Origin of the sequence: Pseudomonas sp. PS02303, assembly GCF_029959925.1 — a bacterium.
GTDB lineage: Bacteria > Pseudomonadota > Gammaproteobacteria > Pseudomonadales > Pseudomonadaceae > Aquipseudomonas > Aquipseudomonas mandelii.
In genome coordinates, this window is record NZ_JASCOM010000001.1 from 1 (window position 1) to 23793 (window position 23793).

General features: G+C 51.0%; 13 protein-coding genes. 7 read left to right on the top strand and 6 right to left on the bottom strand.

The genetic code is table 11. From position 1 onward, the window contains the following. Positions 1–108: 108 nt before the first annotated feature. Positions 109–3150, bottom strand: coding sequence for a hypothetical protein (locus QMX98_RS00005; protein ID WP_282409977.1), 3042 nt, complete (start codon positions 3148–3150; stop codon positions 109–111). An 876-nt stretch (positions 3151–4026) separates the two neighbouring features. Continuing rightward, the gene (locus QMX98_RS00010) at positions 4027–5868 is read right to left on the bottom strand and encodes a hypothetical protein (RefSeq protein ID WP_282409978.1); all 1842 of its coding nucleotides are present in this window, start codon (positions 5866–5868) and stop codon (positions 4027–4029) included. A gap of 64 nt (positions 5869–5932) precedes the next feature. Here QMX98_RS00010 and QMX98_RS00015 point away from each other — a divergent pair, with 64 nt between their 5' ends. Then, positions 5933–6913 (top strand): IS5 family transposase, encoded by a 981-nt coding sequence (locus QMX98_RS00015; RefSeq protein WP_282409979.1) that lies wholly within the window; start codon positions 5933–5935, stop codon positions 6911–6913. 285 nt (positions 6914–7198) lie between these two features. On the opposite strand, the gene QMX98_RS00020 is transcribed toward QMX98_RS00015, so the two are convergent. After that, positions 7199–10315, bottom strand: a complete 3117-nt coding sequence (locus QMX98_RS00020) for a hypothetical protein (RefSeq protein WP_282409980.1) — start codon at positions 10313–10315, stop codon at positions 7199–7201. A 1563-nt stretch (positions 10316–11878) separates the two neighbouring features. On the opposite strand from QMX98_RS00020, the gene QMX98_RS00025 reads away from it, so the two are divergent. The 4 genes from QMX98_RS00025 to QMX98_RS00040 are packed head-to-tail and all read left to right on the top strand — an operon-like array spanning position 11879 to position 17648. Beyond that, positions 11879–12172 carry a hypothetical protein gene (locus QMX98_RS00025; protein ID WP_282409981.1) on the top strand — a complete coding sequence of 98 codons (294 nt, stop codon included), beginning with the start codon at positions 11879–11881 and terminating at the stop codon, positions 12170–12172. Between the two features lies 1 nt (position 12173). After that, the gene (gene traF / locus QMX98_RS00030) at positions 12174–13217 is read left to right on the top strand and encodes a conjugal transfer protein TraF (protein WP_282409982.1); all 1044 of its coding nucleotides are present in this window, start codon (positions 12174–12176) and stop codon (positions 13215–13217) included. After that, on the top strand, positions 13201–14628 hold the full coding sequence (locus tag QMX98_RS00035) for a conjugal transfer protein TraH (RefSeq protein WP_282409983.1): 1428 nt from the start codon (positions 13201–13203) through the stop codon (positions 14626–14628). The genes traF and QMX98_RS00035 overlap by 17 nt, the downstream gene beginning before the upstream one ends. Continuing rightward, entirely contained in the window at positions 14628–17648 is a 3021-nt protein-coding gene (locus tag QMX98_RS00040) for a conjugal transfer protein TraG N-terminal domain-containing protein (protein ID WP_282409984.1), read from the top strand. The genes QMX98_RS00035 and QMX98_RS00040 overlap by 1 nt, the downstream gene beginning before the upstream one ends. 85 nt (positions 17649–17733) lie before the next feature. Here QMX98_RS00040 and QMX98_RS00045 read toward each other — a convergent pair whose 3' ends face one another. Continuing rightward, a complete protein-coding gene (locus tag QMX98_RS00045; RefSeq protein WP_200617855.1) occupies positions 17734–18486 on the bottom strand; it encodes a hypothetical protein in 753 nt (250 codons plus the stop codon). A gap of 59 nt (positions 18487–18545) precedes the next feature. After that, positions 18546–19520 carry a DNA replication terminus site-binding protein gene (locus QMX98_RS00050; RefSeq protein WP_200617856.1) on the bottom strand — a complete coding sequence of 325 codons (975 nt, stop codon included), beginning with the start codon at positions 19518–19520 and terminating at the stop codon, positions 18546–18548. A gap of 836 nt (positions 19521–20356) precedes the next feature. On the opposite strand from QMX98_RS00050, the gene QMX98_RS00055 reads away from it, so the two are divergent. Together QMX98_RS00055 and QMX98_RS00060 are read left to right on the top strand one after the other, a co-directional pair. After that, positions 20357–21283 (top strand): hypothetical protein, encoded by a 927-nt coding sequence (locus QMX98_RS00055; protein ID WP_200617857.1) that lies wholly within the window; start codon positions 20357–20359, stop codon positions 21281–21283. After that, positions 21276–21761, top strand: coding sequence for a hypothetical protein (locus QMX98_RS00060; protein WP_234451919.1), 486 nt, complete (start codon positions 21276–21278; stop codon positions 21759–21761). Before QMX98_RS00055 ends, QMX98_RS00060 begins: the two co-directional genes overlap by 8 nt. A gap of 922 nt (positions 21762–22683) precedes the next feature. Here the strand turns inward: QMX98_RS00060 and trfA are convergent. Continuing rightward, positions 22684–23793, bottom strand: coding sequence for a plasmid replication initiator TrfA (gene trfA / locus QMX98_RS00065; protein WP_200617861.1), 1110 nt, complete (start codon positions 23791–23793; stop codon positions 22684–22686).

The window sequence follows — 23793 nt, forward strand, 5'->3', positions numbered from 1 at the left end:
AAGCAGCATTTTAAGTAATGCGGCTCTGCGTTCAGGTGAATAGTACGGCACGACCAGTCTCTTTCCGCCCCCGATATGCTTTTTTAGGAAAAATCGGAGAGGCGACAACTATCCTGACACCGGGGGATACTCACCATCTTCGGTGTACCAGGCCCAATCGAAAAACGTAAATACCGATTTCTTGGACGCCAAAACGGAGTCACCCCCCAAAATTTTTGCCCATAAAATCTCAGGCACCGCCTGTAGGGACTCAAAGATTGTTTCTGTTCTCTCCAGCAATGAGAACATCAGGCCTTCATTCTTAGAGATACTCTGAAGAAGCCAGGTCAGGGATGACGATGTCTCTGGCAGCATCCCTTGCTGGGTAAGGAGCTCCCTAATGAAAGATGAAGGATCGCGTAAAATCAGTCGATCCAGACCTGTGATGGACAGTTCGTTCAGGGACTGATAAGTGATGGGGAAGTCGGGCTTACGCTCCGGATTGAGAGTCATCTGGATCAGGCTCAGCATCTGAATATTGAGCTTGATATATCCTAGGTCTATCAAGGCTTGGAGGGAGTCAGGGGAGTGATCTGCACCCAAGCTATGAAACTCCACAGGATGTTGTGAAAAATACTTCCACCCTTCTGTCTCGCTGCGAAGCCCAGGAATGAGCAAGGTGACATCTTCAAGCGATTCAAGCAAAGGCACAAAGCTCGCGTCAGGATCGCCTTCGATATCCTCAATTTCATCTGCATTGAGTGAAGACAGAATACCGCGTAGAAGCTTTTGACGATTTTGCGGGCCAGAGAGCTGCTCACTCTTGGTCAACAAGGCTTGGTAGAGAATCCCTTGGTGATGATAGATAGCACGCACCAGCCCTGGAAGGGATTCGCTATCCAAAAGCCCATTGACAACCTGTGCGACACGGTCAAGATGATCGATGCTGCCCTCAAGTATCGACTCCAGCTCTGAATGTTTTTTGCCAATACCCTTCAGTTTATCAGGGCAGCAAAGGTATCCGACGAGTGCAGCCAGTAAGCCTCTCCCTGCTGCCAAATCGGAGTGTGATAGCTTTGAAAGTACTAGCTCAGCGTTTACCAGTGGGCTATCAACAGTAGGTGACTTGCCCGCACGCAAATCCAGGATGAGGTTCATGTCCTCCATACCCAACGCGCCCGCATAAAAATAACCGATGTACGCTGTGTAATCGGTGCCAAAAAAGCCAGCTCTGACCAAGTAGCTCATTGCTTTCATGGAGGCGAAGTGTGTGACTACCCTCTCATTGAAGCTGGTGTGAGCCAGAGCGCCTTTTAATGGCATCCTCTGAATTTGCTCTTTCTCTTGACTCAACTTGCTAATAGCGGCGGCCAGCGACCCCGAACTGCTGGACAGCAAACTAACTTTTTTCAGATAAGAGGGAGATCCGTAGTTTAAGAGCTCCGAAAGCTTTATTCGCTTGCCGGTTTTATAGAAACGATAATCGTATCTACCTACTGCAATGTCAGCGTTACCTTTCGAAATTTTCTCAAAGACTGTATCGTCAAGGAACTGTAGCATGGTGTAGGAGCCACCGTCTTCCACATCAAAGTTAGGGGCATAATCAGCGCCTGTCAAACTTAGTAAGTCAAACCAAAGATTTTGCCGCAACTCCTTTACATTCTTGGCCACCAGTTCCTTGCGGAGCTTTGCTTCTGCTCTTGCAGTATCTATTTCGGCATCTATCTCAGCAACCCGGCCAACCTTCCATGTCTCGAAAAGTTCAAATAATGCGTAAATAGTTCCGGCGCGCCGCAGTAGCGCGGCATACTCCTTAGGGTAAAGATTCCTAATAAATATTATTGACAACAGCTTATTTTTATCCAGATTAATCTCAGACGTTAGCAAGCTGGCATACATATCAAATTCATTGACAATATTCTTCAACAACCTCATATCGTCTATGTAGTAGGAAACGGTTTCCACCAAAATAGGATTCAATCCATGGTAAAGGGTCTCATTTTTTATGTTGCGAACTGAAAGTAGCTCAATCAACTTTTGCTGAGAGTTCTCAAAGTTAACAACTGGAATGACAGGAATGATTACATCAAAAAACTTTGTCTTTTCATTTGAAACAAATAACTCATCACGCAGGGCGTACACAAAAAATATGGGCCTTTTGATCTGCGGGGAGTTCTTAATGATCAAATTGATTTCCCGGAGCCTGAAGAAAACGTCCTGAATACCGAAGCGGTCGAGGTCTTCGATCAAAACCACATCAATGTTGCTTCGTTCAAAGCAGTAAATAATTTCATCTATATTTTTGTGAAGAACTGATCCGTGGTTGGTAGCCTCCAGTTTTCCGCCCTTTACGGTGAGCCCATCTATATTGAACGCTGAGAACAGGCTCGTAGCACGATAAATCAACGAAACTATGCCAACGGTCACTGCGAGAGCGGCCGCCCAGTCTGGAACCCTTAACAGGAGATCTACTAACCAGCTTGGCTCGAATAACCAAATGGTCGTTAGATTTTCTGCGTACAAACGCGCGCCACCAAGCACAACTGCGCTTAGAAACACCGTTGACCAAATGATCGATGATTTCGACGCCTGGACGATTCTCTTCAGACGGGTTTTGGGCAAGTCCTTTGCCTTCACCGTATAAAGCAGTTGCTGAACGATCGTTTCCTCGATCCGGTCCAGCAAGTTTAAATCGCTGGTTGTCTTTGTCTGGCCGGAGGAAACGTCCGTCTTCGCACTTTCATTGCCTTGGAGGGGGGGCACTGCTGCCGGTATTGATACTGATGCAGTTGTAGGTGATGGAGAATCAACCACGCCGTCTTTTCCGAAGGTGGCCAGAGACACCCATGCGTAATTGAGCTCTCTATGCTTCTCTACAAACGTTCGAATCAGGCTACTTTTGCCAGCACCGTAGTCACCTGTGATCGCAATGTTTCGCACCTGATCGTTCAGCAACGCATGGCGAAGCTCGCTCAGATAACGAGCCGACTGCTCGTCGGTCATGACTACCGGCGTCAATGGCTCGAAAACGTTCGGTTGCGCGTCATCGCTTGCTAGCTTGTGTGTCAGCAGCGCTCTGGACTGGCGCAGGGACGCGCGCCCCACTATCTGCTGAATCTTTGAGCGCACCGCGATGCCAATTCTACCCAACCACTGAGTAACTACTTCCATTCCTGCATCCTTACTGAAAATCTTGATGGCCACTCGCGGTCAGGATCATAAGTCACAGCGCAGCCCCTGATGTGAAGGTGCTTCGACCTCTCCGACAGCAAAACTGAGAATGCCTGATGATATCGTATAGCCACACGGAGGAGTGAGTTGAAGCCCTTTGCTGATTTATTGGCGGAGCTCAGAGCGCACCCTGCTTACGCAGCATCACGATCGTAATGCCGTTTGGCTCTCGCATTTTGTAGGACAAGCAAAGAAAGTATGGTGGAGAGGTGCCCCGCAGACCTTTCTGTTCAGGCCACTATCGCGTACTGCCGATAGTGGCCGCCATCTAAGCCAATATGAACTGAATCGCCCCGGATTCTCTAGAGACCTTCGAGCCTAACAACTGAGGCTGTTGGGAGGTGCCATGAGCGAACAGTTCCGGGACAAACCACACTGCTCAACTCTGAGCCTGCCAAGTTCTGCCAGATTTTCAACCAAGTCCCAAAGCATGTTTTTTTGAACTAGCATCCATCAGCCTCTGGACTGGGACCGTGAGAGGTCGGGGCGGCGAGGCTAGGAATGTCGGGGAAACTGGGTCTATGAACATCAATTGATGAACAGGGGCGTTAATTTCTAGAGCGGTTAGCCAGTAATTTCAGGCTCATAAGCTGCTTATGAACATCTGACATCGCCCACTTGTGAAAGACAGGCTATGTCATAAATGTTCATGAGCAGCAAATCGATGAAATTGCTCACCGCTATCTGTTCATTTCTGACCGAGGCAGGCTTATGTCGAACGATTGATCTACAACGACTCTTTTCGGGGATTCGTACTGAAGAAATATGCGCCTAGACGCATATTCCGTTTGGAAAAACAACTACTAAATTTAATCGTTAAAGCGTTTCTTTTCTCAGTGTTTCTCTTTTTTTGCGCTTTTCGAGCTCTTTCAATTTTTTGTTCGCATCTACAGATTTTTTCTCTTGCACATCATGATCTACATAATTATTTTCTTGATCGGATTTCAACTTTTCGCGCGTCTCTTTGGCCTTCTTTATCTCAGCATCGCTACTATTTTTGTCTTTAATTATATTATCCTGTTTTTGGATTTCCTTTTCCATAGCTTTAATATTACCGTCAATTTCGATTTTCGCATCCACAGCCCGTACAACATCACGCGCGATCCTCAACGACTCCCCTTCATACTTATTGAGAAATTCTTTTGCTGATTCTTTTTGCAGGTCAATTTGCTTTTGGTCAACCGGAATATCCAGCCCTGATTTCTCATTGATCATATCCAATTCAAAATCCGAATCATCAAAAGACTTACGGACTGCAACGTCAGCCAAAATCAGAGCATGATTGTTTTGGGGGGACGGGTTGGATTTGGCTAGTTTCTTGGCTGCATAGTGTGCCTTCATGTCACGAATTACCGGGTGGAGCGCAATCCCGCCAACAATAAGCGCAGCTGCCGCGATAGTAGTACCAACCACGGTTCCGACGATCACAAACCAATCAGTAAGGCTCGGTGGCTCTCCTTTCTCTACTTCCAAGGCTCCACAGACGTTGTTCTTGGCATCGGTGTCATCGACATTGCGTATCCAGCCAACGCAAACGGCTTGTTTTTCGTCGTTGAGTGAGAACTCCAATTGTCCATGCGTTTTCGTTTTCCCCTGCGTATCGTCCCACACGAGGGTGTTCTGACTGCGCATGCCATTAGTATTATAGTCCCCAAAAACGGCGTAGTTTTCTTCCGTCAACTTGATGCCGCCGTAATAGATGTCTCCAATACCGTTAATCAAGTTGAGGGACAACTTGGGGAAAGTCGATGAGCCAGATGGGAAAGGACCCATCACATAAACACCATTCCAGAGGTCCAAATTGTTCAACTTGGCTGAGATACCGGAAACAGACTTGCTGGTACCAGCATCTTGTATCAGAGTGCCAGTAAAGCTCATGACATTGGAATTCGACTTGGAGAATATGATTTCACCCTTAGTCTTGGAGGGACCCGTACTGTCATCCCATGTCAACGTTGTGAGCCCGCTATGGCGATTGGCATTCATAGCGTCTTCGGAAGAATAATCACTTACTGAGAAAGCATTGGAATCGAAGTGGATAATACCCTTAAAGTCGACCAGTTCCAGCTCAAAGGCATGGGTCGTTGCATCGCCCGCTACAGTCACGTTGTATTTACCATTCCATTGCGAAAAACTGGGCTCAGATTCTGCTCCGGCCTCATTTGCTGAGGCGGTTATGGCTGCTGAACGCATCATTCCGCGTAAAAAACGGTGCGACTCTGGTAGCGACTGGCTGCTGGGTTCAAACCAAAAAATGGCAGTACTTCCGTTGACCTGTAGCGTGCGTGCAGGCATTTTTTCGGATCCGAGCAAGCCAATGCTACCGCTCACGCTTTTACCAAAGTGGCCCTTTTTGACCATCGTTGGAGAAGCTTCCCCCAATTGCACGAAACGCAGGGTGCCGGACATGGGGGCATCTGGTTGCGCCTCCCAAGTGAGCGTTCCATTGTCGTAGATATAGTTTTTGATGCTAACACCGTTAACTTCAACGTCATCCTCGGTGATATTCAAGAACCCAAACAGTGCGCCGGGCTCGCTCAATGTGTAATGACCATGCCAATATTCGATGCGGTGGTTACTAAAGTAAGCTATTGCAGGCTCTAGATCGTTCAGTTTCACATTTTTGTAGTTAAATTCCGTGTTGAGCCAATTTTCCAAAGGAATCTCCGAACAAGTTTTCAAATGTGCTGAAATACGCCTGACCACCTGATCCGAGCCGCCTATGAGCCAGATGAGCTTTTCCGATTTCGAATACGCCGGCAAGCGCAAGCAGACACGCCGCGAACGCTTCCTCGCCGAGATGGATCAGGTCGTGCCCTGGACGGGTCTGCTGGGCCTGATCGAGCCGTTCTACCCCAAGGCCGGTGGCGGCAGAAAACCCTATCCTCTGGAAACCATGCTGCGTATTCATCTGTTGCAGAATTGGTTTTCCCTGAGCGATCCGACCATGGAAGAAGCGCTCTACGAAATCACGCCCATGCGCCAGTTTGCACGTTTGACCTTGAGCGCCCCGATACCTGAAGACACCACGATCATGAATTTCCGGCACTTATTGGAAAAGCATCAGCTTGCACCTGCAATCCTCGCGGTCATCAATGGTTATTTGCAGGACAAAGGCATGTCTCTGCGTCAGGGCACTATCGTCGATGCCACCATTATTCATGCTCCCAGTTCGACTAAAAACGAAGAGGGAAAGCGCGACCCCGAGATGCATCAGACCAAAAAAGGTAACCAGTATTTCTTCGGAATGAAGGCCCATATTGGCGCTGATGTCGTGTCCGGCTTGGTTCATCACGTCCACGGCACCGCCGCCAACGTCGCCGATGTCACACAGGTCGCCGAGCTTTTGCATGGCGAAGAAAATGCAGTGTATGCAGACGCCGGATACACCGGCGTTGAGAAGCGTGAAGAGCATGAAAATCGTGAAGTGATCTGGCAAATCGCGGCGCGCCGCAGCACCTATTCCAAGTTGAATAAACGCAGCGTGCTCTACAAGGCCAAGCGCAAGATTGAGTACTGCAAAGCCCAGACACGGGCCAAGGTCGAACATCCGTTTCGGGTGATCAAATGCCAATTTGGGTACGTGAAAGTGCGCTTTCGTGGGCTGATGAAAAACACGGCTCAGTTGACCACATTGTTCGCCCTGTCGAACCTGTGGATGGCTCGAAAACAACTGATGGGTATGGGCGAGTTGCGCGCTTAACATGGAAAACCGGGCGAAAAACGCCCTCGATGAACACTGCATCAGGTCGTTTTGAGCAAATAGCGCTGCGTGCCGTGCAAATTACGACTTGCGGCCGCCGCGCAGCAAGTTGATCGGAGCATCCCAAAGCACTCTCGTCCTGATTCTTGTCCAGCATCTCTTTTAGGCGCAAGCGGAACATTCCGGCTAGTAGAGGTTTGCAGGACATTGCACTCACAAAATTGACTGCTTCAGTATTGATTGTTGTTGTAGAGTTCATTGATTTTTCCTTAGGTTTTGCGGGGTTTAAGCGTAGGTAACAAGGTAGAGCTGAATTTCAATGCATTTCAGTCCATCGAGATTCACTTTGGGAGTTGGATGCAATGAGATCGTCCAGTCGGCGTATGGCCCAACACCGGCATAAATGGCATCTTGCCCGCCTGCCTGGAGCGAGTCCTGGCTGATGTTGCCACCAAAATTTATTGCGGTTTTTATGTAAGTCGATGACGGAAAGTCAGCGGCCTCCTTATCTGGGTAGTATTCAAAGTTCTGGTGTTGGGCGCTCTCGTGTGCAAATGAGATGAACGTGTCGCTGTTGTCCATATAGAACTTGTCATAAAGGTCGTGCTCGATGACAAGCTTGATGGCCTTATTCACCTCACTTGGTTCTACAACGGCCCCCCTCAGGAACACTCGCAGCTCATATAGGCGTGCGTTGAGGACGTTGTCATTGATCTCGTCGTACAGGGTATAGGGAACCTTTTCGCCTCCCTTTAGGAACGCCTTATCAATTGTGACCCTGATCGACTTGTCTTCCTTGAAGTAACGCAGGCTCTCTTCATCGGTGATCCGCAAGACGGTTCCCTTGGAGCCAAGATTTGTCTGTTGCGGCTTGCCCATGGTTCGCAATTTGTTTTCAAATTGCGAACGCAGCTGGGTCTGGCAGGCGTTGAGTGTGTCTGGTGTGATCGCCAGCGTCATATCAGGCTGATCCCATGGTGTCGAATGATTCAGAACCGCCTCAAAGACATTGAAGCGTGTGTCAAGGGACCAATACATGTAGGCCTTATTGCAAAGGTACACCTCGCGAATCCCTTGGCTCAGCGCATCGTCATATTGCTTTGACAGAAATGCGACGGCCATGGCGCGTCCCGGATCGTCTTTTTCCGCGAGCTCACCCAATGTCTTGCCGTCACTGTCTTTAATGTCGACTATTTGCTGTTGGTAATCAAAGATCGTCGCAACCTGTGCGTTGTATGCCATCACAAAGTTGTTCCGTTGCATTATTTTCCCGGCTAGGGCGTGCAAGTCTGTCTTCAACTTGGCTGAGTGAATATTGCTCGAGTAATTACTTACCAACTCCTGGTATTCACGCAGAGTTGTTAAAATCTTGACGCTATCGATGTTGTCTTGAAGCGCGCCTTTTGCATCTTGAAAAGTCGCGACAAAATCCTTCTGGAACAACTCGCCATCCAGGGCTTTGACTTTTTGGACCAAATAGTCTTTGCCAATCGTAGATCCATCATCTCCTTTAATCTGCGTGAAGGAGGTATATAGCAACTGCGCCGTCTGGATACCCGTCATGCCCAAACTGACCGGATTGAGTCCTCCATCCTTCTTCATGGCAGGTGGTGAGAACGCAATCATGGTCAAGGCTGAAAAGAACGAATCAGCGTCAAAACTCGCACCCATCAAATCGGCCGTAAATCCAGCCATGTCTGTTTCAATCTTGCCGCGGGCGTCTTGGATTTCCTTGGTAATATTGATAAGTTGAGCAGTCAGTGTCCCTATCAACTCGGCAATGAGCCGCTGGATCTCCAGTTTTAATGCGCCCTGCTGTGCTGTTGCCTGGAACATTGCCGTCTGGAGCTTGGCATCTATAGAGTCATTTTTCTCCAATGCAGCAAACAAAATGTCATGCTTGCTCTGCAGCATATTGAGGTCATCCAGCTTCGTTTTCAGAAAACTGGAGGACGTCGTAAACGTCAACATGTTTGTATCAATCTGATACGCATCTTTGCCAAAGATGTCCTTGCCTCTATCAGCGTAGTTTTTTAACCGCGCCACATCTTTCTTAACGAGGATCAGTGCATTGCCTGCAAGCGATGTTTTTATTTCAGACGCTTTTTCATCGATGCTGGCAAGCACGTTATTGAGCCAGTCAAGCAATACGTACCAAGTCGGAACCGAAGGATCTGTTGCGCTGAAAACTTTTCCACTGGAGATCGTAGCCGTCAAATACATGGCCTTCATGCGCTGGCACAGCATCATGATCTGGGACGGATTGACCACTCGGGCAAAATCCTTGAAACCCATGACTACGGTCTCAGGTGATGTGCCCGCAACGCCCGGGACGCGGACCCCGTCGAGTTCATTGGCCGGCCGCGGATGGACCCCACCTGAAGCAGCCTTCTTTGCTTGGAACCGACCTTCTGTATCTCCCACCAATGGGTAGAATCTGGGTTGAACGTAGTAGCAATTGCCATCTTTGTTGCAAACATCATGGCCTGGCGCCATATACCCTTCTACGGCGCGCTGCATGCCACCCTCTCCTGGTATGCCGTCCTTGGCATTTAATGGGGTGATGCCGGCTGCGACGTTTTTGATAATTTGATCAGCACTAATGCCATCTTGGAGGCATTGCACCTTGATCACGCCGCCATTGCCACCACGACCACCACGACCGCCATAGCCGGCAGCCCCGCCAGGCTTACCCGGTTTGGAGGTTTCATAGAGATTAGGCCAGCTTCTCCACGTGTCGGGATACCAGCAGCCCAATCCGCCGTCGCCACCCTTGGTCCCGTTGCCACCGACTTGTCCTTCAGCGCCATTGCCGCCACGCGCGCGCAACTCAATGTGGTGTCCGGCTTCCATGCGGTTGATGAACAATTCAATCTGCCCTGCATCCGTGCCATCCTTTCCGGGAAGTCCGCAGCCGCCATCTACAGCATCCCCGCCTTCGCCAGGTTCAGTGGTCGAGTATGTGTATTGGATCGCGGGCGTACCTTCGTGGCCATCCAGTCCGGTTTGAGGGACTTGTGTGACAGGGTTTGGCAAGGCATCTTCGCCGCTGACATCGATGGCGGCTACACCTGCCCCTCCAGCAGCTTCCGCATACAAGGTGCGGGCAACAATCTTGACATTGCCTCCGGGTTTAAAACGCAGCTCCCCGCGAATACGTAAACCATCTGCGTAAATGACGTAGTTCTGGTTGGGATCAATGTGAACCGTTGAGTCGCCTTCGATGCGCTGGCCCATGCAAACCAGGGTCAAAATGGGAAGGGCACTGTAAATGAAGCGGGTATCCTGTCCATTGCTGTTCGCGACATGCGAGTAAAAGGCGCGTCCAGGAGTCAATTGGGGGTGCGGTTCAACCGTGATTTCAGGGGGTACTGTCGTTGAAATTATTTCAGTTATATTCATCTTATCACCGTCTACTAGTGTTGATTTGTTGATGGTTTTGGTAAGTCGTGTGACAGCGTTTTGGTTTAGGATTGCTTCTCCGTCTGAGTTACATAGGCGTGAAAGCCTTCTTAGCGTCTGCTATCGCTCCCGTCCGAGTACTCTATTCATTGCGAAAAATTGCCAATCAAATTGATTCGCGTTTCACCGGCCGCTGCATTCCGGCATTAGCAGACCTTTACGAACACCGAAGCTACTCAAAAACAATTAATGACAGCTGATCTACGTCTTGAGGTTGGGAAATTAAGGCTGCATTGGCAACCTCGAACGGATCGTTTCGGCGCAGCGCGTTGATTCCACTCTCCAGCGTTTTGCTCACAGCGCCTATGCGCGTTGGATTTTCATTCCCTTGGTCAGCTCATCCATCGAGTCGGATTGGATCGACGGCTGTCGTATCTCATGCCCTAACTGGATGCCACCCTCGGGCTTAGCGACAAACCAAACCACGTGCTCGCCTACGGCTCATATGCTTTTCACTGCGCCACTGCAGTTCTTTGATCGTCGCAATGTCGGTCTTGCAATCGTCAATGACAAACTTGAAGTCGTGACGCTTAAACGTATGATCGAAGGCAACTACGCAAGAAATCAACTGCCTTCACCCAATCGTTTATTGCGTGGAAAGTCACAGCAGCATCCCAAGCGGCACGATCAACTCGTACGCAAATAGGTGATTCAAAAAATAATCGAACTTGGTACGGCTTCAATAATTCAACGGTGTAGTAGTGCCTACACGCATCTGCCGAAGCATTTCCTGCGCAGCAACACCTTCGGGAATTCTGAACCGATTTCATTCACGCGATGGGTTAAGGCGAGCTTGTCCATGCTTGATGTTCCTTGTCTGAATTAGAGCTTTAAGCGTAGTCAATCTATCCAGATTCGCATTCTTATGAATCAAGAGGCAGGAGCTTGTTGATCACGTACGTAAGGCAAATGGATGGACTCCCTACATGACAGCTATGCCCGGCAGCTATAAACGAGGTTATTATTCCTTATGTTATTCATGGTCTTATCGAGCGATTACCCCTCGAAGTCATCTGGCAGTCTGCTGTGTTGCAGCAAAAGCTGCTCGGCATCTAGCTGGCAAGGGTCTGAGTCGATCCATGGCTGGCTGCGGTTGTAACCCATTGCCAAACAAGATAGGCAGCTAATAAATAGGGCTGCATGGTTTTTAGAATTTGCGATAGAGATTATCTTCGCGCCCCTTGCAGGAAAAACTTGAACAAGTGAATTGGATTGGGATACCGGCCTGCTTTTGATCTACCCGGATTGGACAGAAATCGTCGTGTAATTCGCGGTTTTGGTTTGTACTGGGATCTGAGTTAAAAATGGATTGTGTTGTGCTTTTGGCCAGGCGAGCTCTACGTCTCAGGTCCTTTCAATGGCCGTAGAATTAGCAGCAATCAAATAACCCCGCCTCGGCTTTGCCAGCTGTAGTACTGCCCCCAAGATTGGGCCCAATTAGCCGCTTTTCGTGGATCTCATTCTCTAGCATTGAAACATCAGATTTCAATGTGTGGAGTGGAGATGCTTCAGATCTCGCAAGGTCGTGGCCAACAGTCATCTGCTGCAGCTGGCAGCAAGAAAAATAACGAGTCCACCCTACAGCGTCTTATGCGTATGTACGGCGATCATATGTCCGTGGTTCAGGTCGCCGCTGAGCTGAACTATTCAGTGACCTATTTCCGGAAAAAAATCGGGGCAGCCGACTATCAGCACCTGGGTTGGGTCAAGGCGATTTACCCTGCCCGTAAAAAGTCTGGACGGTTCTGGGTATACCGTACGGAGTCAGTCGCAAGCTTTCTTGATAAGGGGGTTTGACGTGAGGCCCACAATACTTTTTGGCGCTGCAGTGATAGCTGCGCTTGCACACGGCGTAAACGCAAACGAGAGGCCAGAAGAATCTTCCCTACCCGCCGCCGGCGGCAGCAGCTATTACAAGGGAAAGGCCGAAGGGTGGTTCTGGTACAAGGATCCACCTAAGGAAGAAGAGGAGCCGAAGAAGGAGTTGCCTCCTCCTCCCCCGCCACCACCCCCTCCTCCTCCGCCGGCGCCTCCGGAGGAAAAAGTCGAGCCTCTGGCTCCGAAAGGTCCTGAGGTGTTCAGTGTCGCCTGGATCAAGAAAAATCTGCCCAAGTACCGCGACCGAGCCATCGACAACCCGACGGATGCGAACGTTCAGGCCTACTACTACCTTCAACGCGTGATGATGGACAAAGCGTCGCGGTTCTCCGAGGCCTCTTCGCGCGCGATCATGAAGGATCCTTTCCTTGACGAAGATAGCCGGCGTCCAGTCGCGACATATGCAGCAAATGCAATGAATCGCGAAGTGACGGCCAACAAAGACAAGGTGCTGCGCAGCTTGGCTGGCCGCGTTGGGGTGTTCTTTTTCTTCAAATCAAACTGCATGTTGTGTGCCGAGCAGGCCAATGTCCTGCAGTCGCTCACAACGTCCACTGGCATAAACATCATTCCAGTATCGCTTGACGGCGGACCGCTGGATAACAACGCATTTCCTGAATATCGAGTGGACAATGGCCAGGCAAAGAAACTTGAGATCTTTCAGACCCCTGCCCTCGCTTTGGCCATGCCCCCTCAAGGCACATCAATCGTGGGATACGGCGCTATTACGCTCGACGTGCTGTTCAATCGAATTCTGATGGCCACGCGAGACGCTGGGATTATCGACCATAAAACATTTGCGAGCACACAGCCGTTTTTCGACAACGGACTTCTGTCGATTGATGACTCTGACGGGATTAATGAGGAGCTTCTCAATGACCCTGAACGATTCGTGCAAAGCATGAAAGCCAAGTTGGCAAGAAAGGCTATTGACGTGGAGACCCCTAATGCGATTGAACAGTAAATCAATGATTCTGGCTTTGGCTATCGGCATAGCTCCGTCGGGAGCATATGCTGACATTCAGTCGCAACTGGATTCCATGTTCGATTCGATGTCGAACACTACGGAGCCCGGGGCGTATGAAACCGCAACCCGGGGTGTTATTACCGGCGGCTCATTGCGAGTTAGAAACAAGATATCCAATACGCCGATCGTTAACTTCCGACCGCCCTCCTTCCAAGCTGGCTGTGGCGGGATAGACATGTTCGCGGGTTCATTCTCATTCATTAACGCCCAACAATTTGTCCAAGCGTTGCGATCGGTCGCGTCTAACGCTGTCGGCGTTGCCTCTGGCTACGCGTTTAAACTGGCATTGAACGCTATGGGGCCAACTGTCCACAACGTTATTCAGAACCTGCAAGAAGTTATGCAGGACATTAATAGCCTGATGTCAAATTCTTGCCAACTTGCCCAGGGACTGGTCACAGACGCTTTCAGCTCCTTCACTTCAAAAGAGACAATGAGAGCGGCGAACATCAACGTTTCCGGGGGGATTGGTGATGCCTTTGCCTCGATCATGCCTGGTAGCCTGACCTCGAAGTCTCCAAAGGAACAGCAAAGTGACGCCGGATTAGCCAAATCCTGTGAGGACATTGGCAACGTCATCTGGTGCGCTATGACACAAAATAACGCTAGGGGCTTCTTCCAGTACGGATCACGTCAAACTGATGAAATGATTATGTCCTTGACTGGGACTGTACTCATTACCGCACTTGAGAATGCCGATGATGGGAAGGGAAAAGTCCCTACTACCAAGTTCTTCGGACCTACTTCTATTACATTGCAGGACATCGTTGAGGGCAAAAAAACAGAAACAGTGCCAATTTACGATTGCTCCGGCGACGAAGAAGCTTGCATGACTATTAAGACTCAGCAGATTTCATTTGATGGTCTGGCTGAAAAAATATTGAAGCTATTCAATGGTAATGCGAGCTCGCCAGGCATTGTATTTAAGTGGGCGAACAACGCAGGTCCTTTTAACTCTGAGGAAGTAGCCATTATTGGGGCGCTTCAAAAAACAGGGTTTTCTGCGATGATTCAGCGGCTTGCCCAACACAGCGAGTACATGGCTAAGGGGTTTGTTAGCGCACACTCCAAAATGCTTGCTCTTGAGGGCGCCCACTCTCTTGCAGAGTCCTATATCAACGTGGCCTCTGAAGTTCTAAAAAAAGGAAAAATGGTTGACCAGCTTGGTGAAACGAGCAAGGACTTCCTGGCCGAATCTCGCAATCGCCTCACCTCCGAGCACCAGTCATTGCTTTCAAAATATGGCAACGAAAATGATATGGCCAAGGACTATCAGGTTCGCATGCAGATCATGCCGCCACCCAACTTTATCGCCACGATGGGCGCTAATCCTGTGAGGCCAAACTGATGGAGTTCACCATTTATTCTGTTGGCTCTGCGGTCTATCTCGAGGAAATTTTGAACTCAGTTGCCATGATCTGTGGCACCGGTGATATCGAGTCTCTGGCCAAAATCGGGTTTGCGATCGGAGCCCTCATTCTGGGCTTTCAAGCGGTCTTCAACAACACCGCTATCCCATTCCAAAAACTGCTTATTTGCCTAGTGTTGTACATGGCCATGTACGGTCCCTCGGGGCGGGCGATTATTGAGGATGTTTATGACGGTGATGTGGCTGTAGTCGATAACGTCCCGCTCGGTCCCTTGGCTGTTGGGTCGATTATTTCAAACATTGGATACAATCTTACGAACCTCTTTGAGCAGGCGTTCTCGACGCCTGCGATGACAAAGTACGGTTTTGCTGATCCGATTGAAACCCTGATGAAAGTTCGCTCAGTGACCGGTAATTTGATGTCCATTCCATCGTTCACCAATGGATTGGGCCCCAATAAAAACCTGGTTAACTCGTGGTCTAATTATTTTCGTGAATGCACGCTGCCCATGCTTGGCACAGATCTCCAAGATTATGCCGACCTATACCGGGCAAACGACCCAATGGGCGCCGCACGGTTTAGCAGTAGCGTTTATTACACGCAGATTTTCGATGGTCCAGCCGGGGGTAGAACGCTCAATTGCTCTGACGCACATACAGCCCTGGTTAACCTGACGGACTCAGCAACTGATAACGTCATGTCCGAGATCGCAACTGCGGGGTTCAAGCGTCCAGGAAAGTCGGTCGATCCAGATGCGGTGACCTCTCGCGTTGGTGATTCGCTGTATGCGCTGAATATGTCAGCGATCGACGCCCGGGCTTACACAATGGCCTCAGTTCTCTATCCAATATTTCTCCAAGCACCTGGTCAGAAAGCAGTCGAGGATCTGCAGGGCTCGTATGGCGTCATGATGGGACAGGCCATGGCTCAGCAAAACACCCAGTGGGCAGCCGAAGGAACGCAGTTTACGAAGTATGTTCGGCCATTCATGACCTTCTTTGAAGGTCTCATTTATGCCATTACTCCGCTCATGGCATTCCTCATTACCATGGGCGGCTTTGGTATTGGCCTGATCAGTAAATACCTGATGTTGCTGGCCTGGATGATGCTCTGGATGCCGGCATTGGCAATTGTGAACCTCTACACGGTCTCGTCCACCGCGAGTGCTATGGAGTCCATTCTCCAGACGTCGTCTTTCGATGTTGGAGGAACTGGGGTGTCGTTCGAGATGCTCAAGCAGATGGGGCCTGCTCTTGAGCAGGCTATTGGTGTCGCCGGGTTAATGGCCTCCTCCATCCCCGCGATATGTTTGTTCCTGGTCTCCGGTACAGCGATTGCTGCCTCAGGGATCGCGGGACGGATGAGTGGCTCTGACCAAATTAACGAGAAGATTGCCAGCCCCGATGTCTTAAGCCCTGCAGCTGGATTGCAGACTACGCCCTATGCAACAAGCGACTTCGACAAGGGCGTACGCATCAACGGATCGGAAAATCAGCGTGGCAACATTTCAGTCGGGTCCATGCTGAGCGAATCCGTTCAAAGTTCAAGAGCGACCTCAGAGGGCTCTTCTCAGGCCTTTTCTAAGCAATTCACAAGCACGATGGGCAGGTCGCTCGATAACTCGAAGACGATCGGTGAAGCTGCAGATGTTGGGCATTCGCTTCAAACATCTCTCGGCTTGGATAAAAGCGCGAGTTTCCAGGCAAAGTACGATTCGCTCAGATCTCAAGGGTACAGCGCTAGCAACATAGACGCGGCTATTGCGAGCACTGCGCTGAGCAGTGGCGTCGATGGCAAGCTAGGTGCCACTGCAGCTGCAGGCGTTGATGGAGGTCCGGCAGGTGTTAAAGCAGGCGTCAGCGGTGGCGTTGGGCTTAGTGCGGGGGCAACAGCATCAAGTACTGATCAGTCGACGCGGTCTGATTCCCAGGCCTATGCCGATACGTTGTCTGCGGTCAAATCATCCGGCCTTGGAGAGACTGTCAAAAGCGCACTTCAAAAAACGGATGGCACTACGCTGGCCAAGAACTTCCAGAGCGCTGACCGCTCGAGCCTTTCGAAAGCTGACCAGGATAGCCTTTCGCAATCGGCCCAGAAAACCATCAACGATCAGATGGCCTATCAGAAGGTTAGTGGCCTGGCGAATACCTATGGATACTCTGAGGACATGAAGCTTGATTCGTTGACGGGCAAGGTTATCAACGAAGGCCGGGATCGGGCCGTTGTCGGCGACGCAATGAACAAGTACGGCCAAGAATTTCAGGAGAACCAGCAGATGTTCAGTCAAACAATGCTGGATCCCAACCGTGCGAATACAGCTGCAGCTTTGTACACCCTGGCCAAACACCATGATTTCGAGGCGTTGACTGGAGCCACTGTCGACTATGACAAGAATGCGAATTTGCGTTCACCGGCGGTTGGTAATCTTGAGGCGGAGGCAAGCCAGGCAGGCCACTTGGTGGACACAGGAGCGTTTAACTCTCGGTTTAATACGGAGAAGACAGCCGCCATTGCGGATGCTCATCAAAATATCGCAAATAGGCATTCGCATAATGATGGGATCGCGCAAAACGACTCTGAGGTTTACTCGAAGAAAGCATTGGATCCTGCAGCGGATAGAGCTGCTGATCGTATTCGCGGATCAGCGACAGAACTCAACGATCGAGGTGAGTCCTCGTTTGGCATACTCGCTGCGGCCTCGAATGGCGTCGGAGCGGCTTTGGGAACCCGCGCAACACGTGAGGAGTACATGCACGAAGGTGAACAACTGGGTCTGAATGAGGCCCAGGCAGATGTCTTTGCAACAGCACGAGTTGGTGGCCTTTCTGATAACTCAAGGGAACGTTGGGACAGTTACGCTGCTGCCAATCATATGGATAAGGACTTATCTGATGGAATGTACAAGCAGTTGGTTGAGGCAGGGATACACGACAACGGGTCTGGTGGGCATCTGGCTGACATTTTGACTCTGAATCAGCGAGATAATATTGGTCGCTGACATGGCGTCTAACTCCTTTATTCCGCGGCAGTAAACTGTACCCTTGGCGCGAAAAAAAACCGGCTTTAATGCCGGTTTTTTTTGGTCAAGACAATCTGTCAATTGGCTCGCTCATATCGTTGCCAGTCGTCACCTTGTAGTAGTTGAACTCTTCTGCGCGTAGTCCTTCCACTGGTTGGTATTCCTCGGGGTACAACTCTGCATCGGTACGGCCGTTTTTGCTATCGAACAGACCTAGAAACGACCCAGCCATGAAGGCGAATGCGCATACAAGAAGAACAAGGAACCCGACATTGGGTGCGAACAGGGTGTTCAGCACACAGAAGGCAACCAGCGCACCAATCGTGTAGACGGGAACCTTCATGGAGGCGTTGCTGCTGTGTGTCAGGTGCAATGCTCCCGAGGCTACGATCAAGGCCAGGGCGACATAGGCAAACGTCTCATAGCCCAGGGTCATGGCTTTCGTGTTACCTACCAGCACGCCGGCGAACGCCAGTGCGATCGTCACCAGGTGCTTGAGCGTCCACAGTCCACCAGCAGTACGAATGCCCTCCTCCACCGCCCATAGTTTCTGGATGGGAGCAGGCAGCTTTGGCCGTTGCGCCAGTTCAGCAATCAGGTCAACCACGTTTACGGCGTAGGCTGCATCAGCTTGCGTAGGGCGGCTTTTGCCGGCTACCTGGCGCAATGCGGTGATAGCGCGTCCAAAGTCGGCGGGAGCCTTACGCAACGCATCCACGTTGAAGCTGAACAGATCGATCGTTTCTGGTGGCAGGCCCATGTAGCGCTCAACCAGCGCTTCAGCACGTTTGACTTCTGACTCAATGATCAACTTCATTGCGAATTCTCCTTTCGACTGAATACATCCTACCGCACCTGCTGTAGATGCAACCCCTGTCACTGGCTTGAGTAAGTCTGCCCTGCCAGGCGATAGGTCGATGCGACCTCCTCCTCACTTTCACGATCATCCTGCTTCACCTGGACAGGTTGGCTCTTCGCTGTCGGCAAGTACATGTCACGCCCCTGCAGCACCGTCGTACGCGTTTTTTCGTCCAGCCTCTTGGCACGCCTTGCGTGCCGATCAAATGACTTCAACGGCTTTATCGTCGGCGCCCGGTCGCCGGCCAGCACAAACACCGGAAGGTTGGCTTTGATCATCGCGTCCCAACGACTGCTTTCCGAAAACCACAGCATGCAACGTGGATGGGGGGCGACCTTCTTGTGTTTGATCAGGATGTCGGCATCCGAGAGATGGACAATTGAATTGAGGTCGAAGTACTCCGGCGTCTGGTCCAGCGGAATATCCTCTGCGCCGGCGCGGATTTCTGCTTTGGCCTCGAGCTGAGCCCGAATCTTGCTAACGGCCACACGCTCGTTTCCGGGGGAATGACCGGCCCACGTGAACGTAATTTGCCTTGGAGCTCCATCGAATGCGTGGAGGGACCGCTTCAACTGATTGGTGTTGAAGCTCGCTCCCAAGGCCCGTCTCATAATTCTCGGCCGCATCTCCGGTGTCAGATTCTGTTCGACGCGCGCAAGCTCGATAGCGTCGACCACTCTCTGCTTGCAAGCGTTGATCGCCAGTACCTGCTCGAGCACCGAGGTGGCCACAGTGAAATAGCCAGGCAAGCGCATGACGGTGCCCGGCGCCTGCCCTATGTCTCGTTCAAAAGTTCCGATCGCATCAATGGCCAACTTGACGGCCTCAGCACCAGTAATCTTCTCCACCAGCAAGATGTCGGGCGTTTTCTGCTCGTTCAGCAATGGCAGGACATACACCACGCCGTCGACCACAAGCGGTGGCCACGTCCGGTTGAATGCTGTGATGGCAGCGGTCAGTGTTTGGTAGGCGGACTGAATTTGTTCGTACATAGGACCCCCTATACAGGAATCAACATTATACCACCCCTGCATGGCTTCCTCTATTCGCAAGCCCCTCCCTTCTACCGCATCCCTCCCCACTACTTCATCGCCGACTTTCCTTCACCTTAATCTCCCTTCCTCTTTCCTTGCTCTTTCCTTCCATCGCGCTCCGCGCGGGCCGATCAGGGTATGGGTTGCGCCTGTGCCTCGTTTTATGGATTAAAAGTCGCAGCGGGGCTCGCAGGAGGTGCACAGCGGACTTCGCTTTTAGGTGGAGGGTCAGGAGGAACGCGTACCAGGCCGCTAATCATGTGCAGGGGTGGTATAAACTCCTGTGTTTGTCGTCTTATTGTCGACCCTTTGTTTTCGTGTGACGTTGAGGCGAATCCGGCCTGGGCAGCTGCTGGTCGCCCCGCGGTATGACTCAATCTCGTTGCCCTGCTATCGGGCGACCGCTGGTTTCGCTAGGTAAGCCGGATCTGGCGGCGCCGCGGTTCGCATTCCTCTTCCCTACCTCCTTCCCATTCAGTTATCGGGTGTGAACCGCTGACTCGACCATCGGCTAGATCCGTTGTACCCGGCCGAACACTGTGGAATGCACACCTCGACGTTGGTGAATGGTGGGAGTCGCCCACATTCAGTTGGCCATTGGCGGGCGTCCTGGACGTCCTCGATCAAAGAGTCGTTTGGGTTGGTCCCATCTGCGAAGGTCGAGCCGGCAGCTTTGCGCATGAGCCTACCCGTGCCCTTGGTACGCGTAAGCCAATCATCCAATGTTTGTTTGTTTGTTTGTTTGTTTGTTACTAGTTACAATCAACAAAACATTCATTGCAAGGAATCCTGCTGTGCGTGAATCCCCGATCACTACTGAAGACATCATTAATGCTGGCAATTCGATTCTCACTGCTGGCCGTGTGGTGAACGGCTATTCGTTGCGAAATGCCATTGGTAGTGGTCGGGCTGACAGACTTTTTAGAATCTGGACCGAACACGCCGAGCTCAATGGACGTGGTGCTCATGACCCCATGTGTATTCCCGGCCGCGCGCAATCCTTGATTGCGAGCTACCTGAAACGTCATGAGGCGTCGGTCAACGTACTCTTGCAGGAATTGGCGGTCGTCCTAAGTGAAGCTGCGCGGTCTGAAGCTCTTGAGGAAATCGATTCCTTGAAAGCCTCGCTCGAGCAGCAGGGCAATGCATTGCTTGATGCGGACTTGCTGATCGATCGTCTTGAGCAGTCGAATCAGGATCTGGAGTCCCAGTTGGCTGAAGAGCTGGACAAAGCCACTCAGGTGCGAGATTCCCTGGAGCGAGTGCAGATCCAAGCAGCGAAAGATTCTTCTGCGCTCGAAGATCTGAGCCGGCAGTTGCTGGGGGCCAATGAACAGCTCTCCTCTCTCAACGAAATGTTGGATGCGGAGAAGGTGGCGCGAGGGCGTACAGAGGATCAAGTTCTGACGTTGCAGGAGCGGCTTGCCGGACTGCAGGAAAAATCCAGTCAACAAGAAACTGCTCTGGTTGGTGCGCGGCGGGACGCGCAGGCGTCAAGGGAGCGCGAAGCCATGGTCAACGGCCAGCTGCTTCAGCTTCAACGCGATCGCGATGTTGATCTTGAGCTACTAACCCGGCTGCGGCTTGAGGTGGGTACCGCGGCTACCAGGGTTAGCCAGAGTGAGGCCGCAGCCAACGTCTATAAAACTCAGCTTGATGAGCTCAATGATCGAGTTGGTGGCTTGTTGGCTGAAAAAGGTTCGGATGGTTCCAATGGATGAAGTGATCTACCAAGGATTTAACGTTTACGCGACCTCATGCGCCCTCAAGTTTGAATTGGGCGCTAATGCAGGGGGTGAAACGGTGCTGTCCATCGATGGTGCGAATAAATCCGGGACGGAGTTTGATTGGGGTAACAAGCTGATCTTTCAGGTTACTCCTAGGGAGACTACGTTATTTCTCTGTGCAGTGATGGGCCTGGTGCCATCCTTCGAAGCCTCGAACCATGGTAAAAGCCGGTCAAAGTCGTTGACGTTGCAGAACCAGGTCGACAAGGGGGTTCTGCTTTTGAAGATGCAAGCTCCACGTAGGTCCGTTCTGGTGCCCATCACACCTGACAAGGTTTTCGAACTGGGCTGCTTGACCATGCGCGTGCTCTCCTCTCAGGTCGGTCTTGACCCTGGCACTTGCCTCACAATGCTTCGAGCTACTGCTGCTCGCTTCTATCATCACAAAGCAAAAGATCTTGATCCTGGTTAAGAGCGGTTAGAAACCTGTTAAGAGCGGTTAAGGGACTGAAAAACGTGCCTGAAGCCCATGATTTACAAGGCTTTTAGCCTAATAATCATTACCTCACCATGAGGTTTTTTTACCTGACTATGAGGTAAAGCTACCTCACCATGAGGTAAAGCTACCTCACTATGAGGTAAGTCGACTATTTACCCTTTATTCAGCTTTAAGTTAAAGGCGTAAGTGCCTGTATTCATTGGATTTGTCCTATTATTTCTCGTATCTGACTATGGAGTAACTTCACCTGACTTTGGGGTATCTTTTCAGGGCTCTTCCCACAAATAGCGTAAGTCATTGAAATATAAGGATTTATTTCAATAAGTCCCATGGCCGTGATCGACTGCTACCCGATCGATGGCTGCAGCTAATTTTGGGGTAAAAATGTTCAACATGCTAAGCGCTCCTTTCTGCCCGAAGTTGGCGATCTGCCCCGATCGAGGGGTTTCCAAAGCGCCATCAGTGCCTATTTCAACGGCTTTCGGAGCATTTCATGCGTTTTCCAAAGAGACGTTCTACGCGGCGATTTGGCGCGGTTTAGCGTTTTTTACTCCATAGTGAGTTTCCGCCCAGCCCTTTTTTTCGACTTCTACCTCTTAATCAGGTGCTGCTTTTTTTCTTTTTACCTCTAAGTCAGTTTCTGCAGCTTCGGCGAGAGGCCGGGTTTTAGACGTGTTCTCCTGGGAAACTCTGCCCTGAGTTGGTCGCATGGCCCAGTTTCGAGAGCTTTTTCAGCATCGCTTGGCTTCACGGCGCTGCCTCGGTATGGCCTTGTAGCGACCTTTTCTGTAATGGCTATCAGGGGGCTGCGGTGGACCAAAAACGTTTCCTGCCTCTTTTAGATACGCCCTGCGTGGGGGGGCAGAGGCCACGTACAGGTAAAAAAAAGCCCCCGCTATGCGGGGGCTTTGTTATTTGCCTTGTTTCTTACGACAGTGACCTTGCCTGACCTGTCACAGCTTGCCTCTTTGAAGAAGCCTACTGTAACGAGCTCGCTCAAGGCCTCTTTAATCATTTGCCTTGCTTTGCCTGGTGTTGAGACGCGCGATCCGGCGTGCTTAATCAAGGTCTCAACGTTCAGTGCATATGGCTCACTGTGAGAGGCATAGAAACCATGCAGCCATTTGGCCAGGTTGCCGGGCAATGCCATTCGCTGCTCCCATTCGATCCTGGTGCTGTAGAAGCCCCCACCAAACAACGTCGCGATCTCAGGTTCTAGCTCTACAATCCACTCTTCATCGACGCGTTTTCCTGCGACGTCAAAGTCATCACTGTATTCAAACTTTCTGACCAGCGAGAGGACCACACCGCGGCCCAGCCGTTCGGAATGAAATTGAACACCTGTTGCTTTCAGCCTGGTCAGAATGGTCATGAGCCGGACTGTGTGTTTCACCCCGTACGGCCACTTGAGGTCCTTCTTCATTTGCGCTGGGCTAAAGCGAATTGGTGTGCCGAGTTCCTGGAGCCGGGCAAGATGGAGTACTTGCAGCCAGACGTCTAAGTCGTCCTGACGTAGCTCCTCACCCGTGTAGACCACACGGGAGTTGCCGTAACTGGAGATTTCAACCTGCTTCAACTGGTCGCGTTGAACATTTCGATTCCGAGCAGTGAACAGTGCGCATCGAAGCGCTTCATTCGGCGCTTCTCGAAGTTCATCTGCCCATTTGCCCAATCGTTTTTCCGCATTCTCCTGAACATCCTTGGCCCGTTGTTGCGCAGCCTTTAGGCCATCGCCTCGACGCTTGGCTGGGGCCGTTTCAGGCTTCTGTGGTTCGGTCGGATCTGGTACGGCACCACCAGATTCGCTGGTAGTAGAACGCGCCTGGTTCTCGCTGTTCGGATCATCTTTTTGCAATGCAGCGCTCGTTGCTGCTTCGGCCCGCTGCCTTGCTGCTTTAATGCCATGACCTGGCTTAGTTGAAGGTGTACCACCCTCCCCCTCTGCGCCGCCCTGAGTGGCGAAGAGATCACCATTTCTGGGCCGTTCCGATTTGGTGTCGTTCAC

Bases quoted from the DNA above. Each gene is read 5' to 3' on its own strand.
- QMX98_RS00050 (WP_200617856.1), bottom strand. From the start codon at position 19,520: ATGTACGAACAAATTCAGTCCGCCTACCAAACACTGACCGCTGCCATC.
- QMX98_RS00040 (WP_282409984.1), top strand. From the start codon at position 14,628: ATGGAGTTCACCATTTATTCTGTTGGCTCTGCGGTCTATCTCGAGGAA.
- QMX98_RS00045 (WP_200617855.1), bottom strand. From the start codon at position 18,486: ATGAAGTTGATCATTGAGTCAGAAGTCAAACGTGCTGAAGCGCTGGTT.
- QMX98_RS00035 (WP_282409983.1), top strand. From the start codon at position 13,201: ATGCGATTGAACAGTAAATCAATGATTCTGGCTTTGGCTATCGGCATA.
- QMX98_RS00025 (WP_282409981.1), top strand. From the start codon at position 11,879: ATGCTTCAGATCTCGCAAGGTCGTGGCCAACAGTCATCTGCTGCAGCT.
- QMX98_RS00060 (WP_234451919.1), top strand. From the start codon at position 21,276: ATGGATGAAGTGATCTACCAAGGATTTAACGTTTACGCGACCTCATGC.
- QMX98_RS00005 (WP_282409977.1), bottom strand. From the start codon at position 3,150: ATGGAAGTAGTTACTCAGTGGTTGGGTAGAATTGGCATCGCGGTGCGC.
- QMX98_RS00015 (WP_282409979.1), top strand. From the start codon at position 5,933: ATGAGCCAGATGAGCTTTTCCGATTTCGAATACGCCGGCAAGCGCAAG.
- QMX98_RS00020 (WP_282409980.1), bottom strand. From the start codon at position 10,315: ATGAATATAACTGAAATAATTTCAACGACAGTACCCCCTGAAATCACG.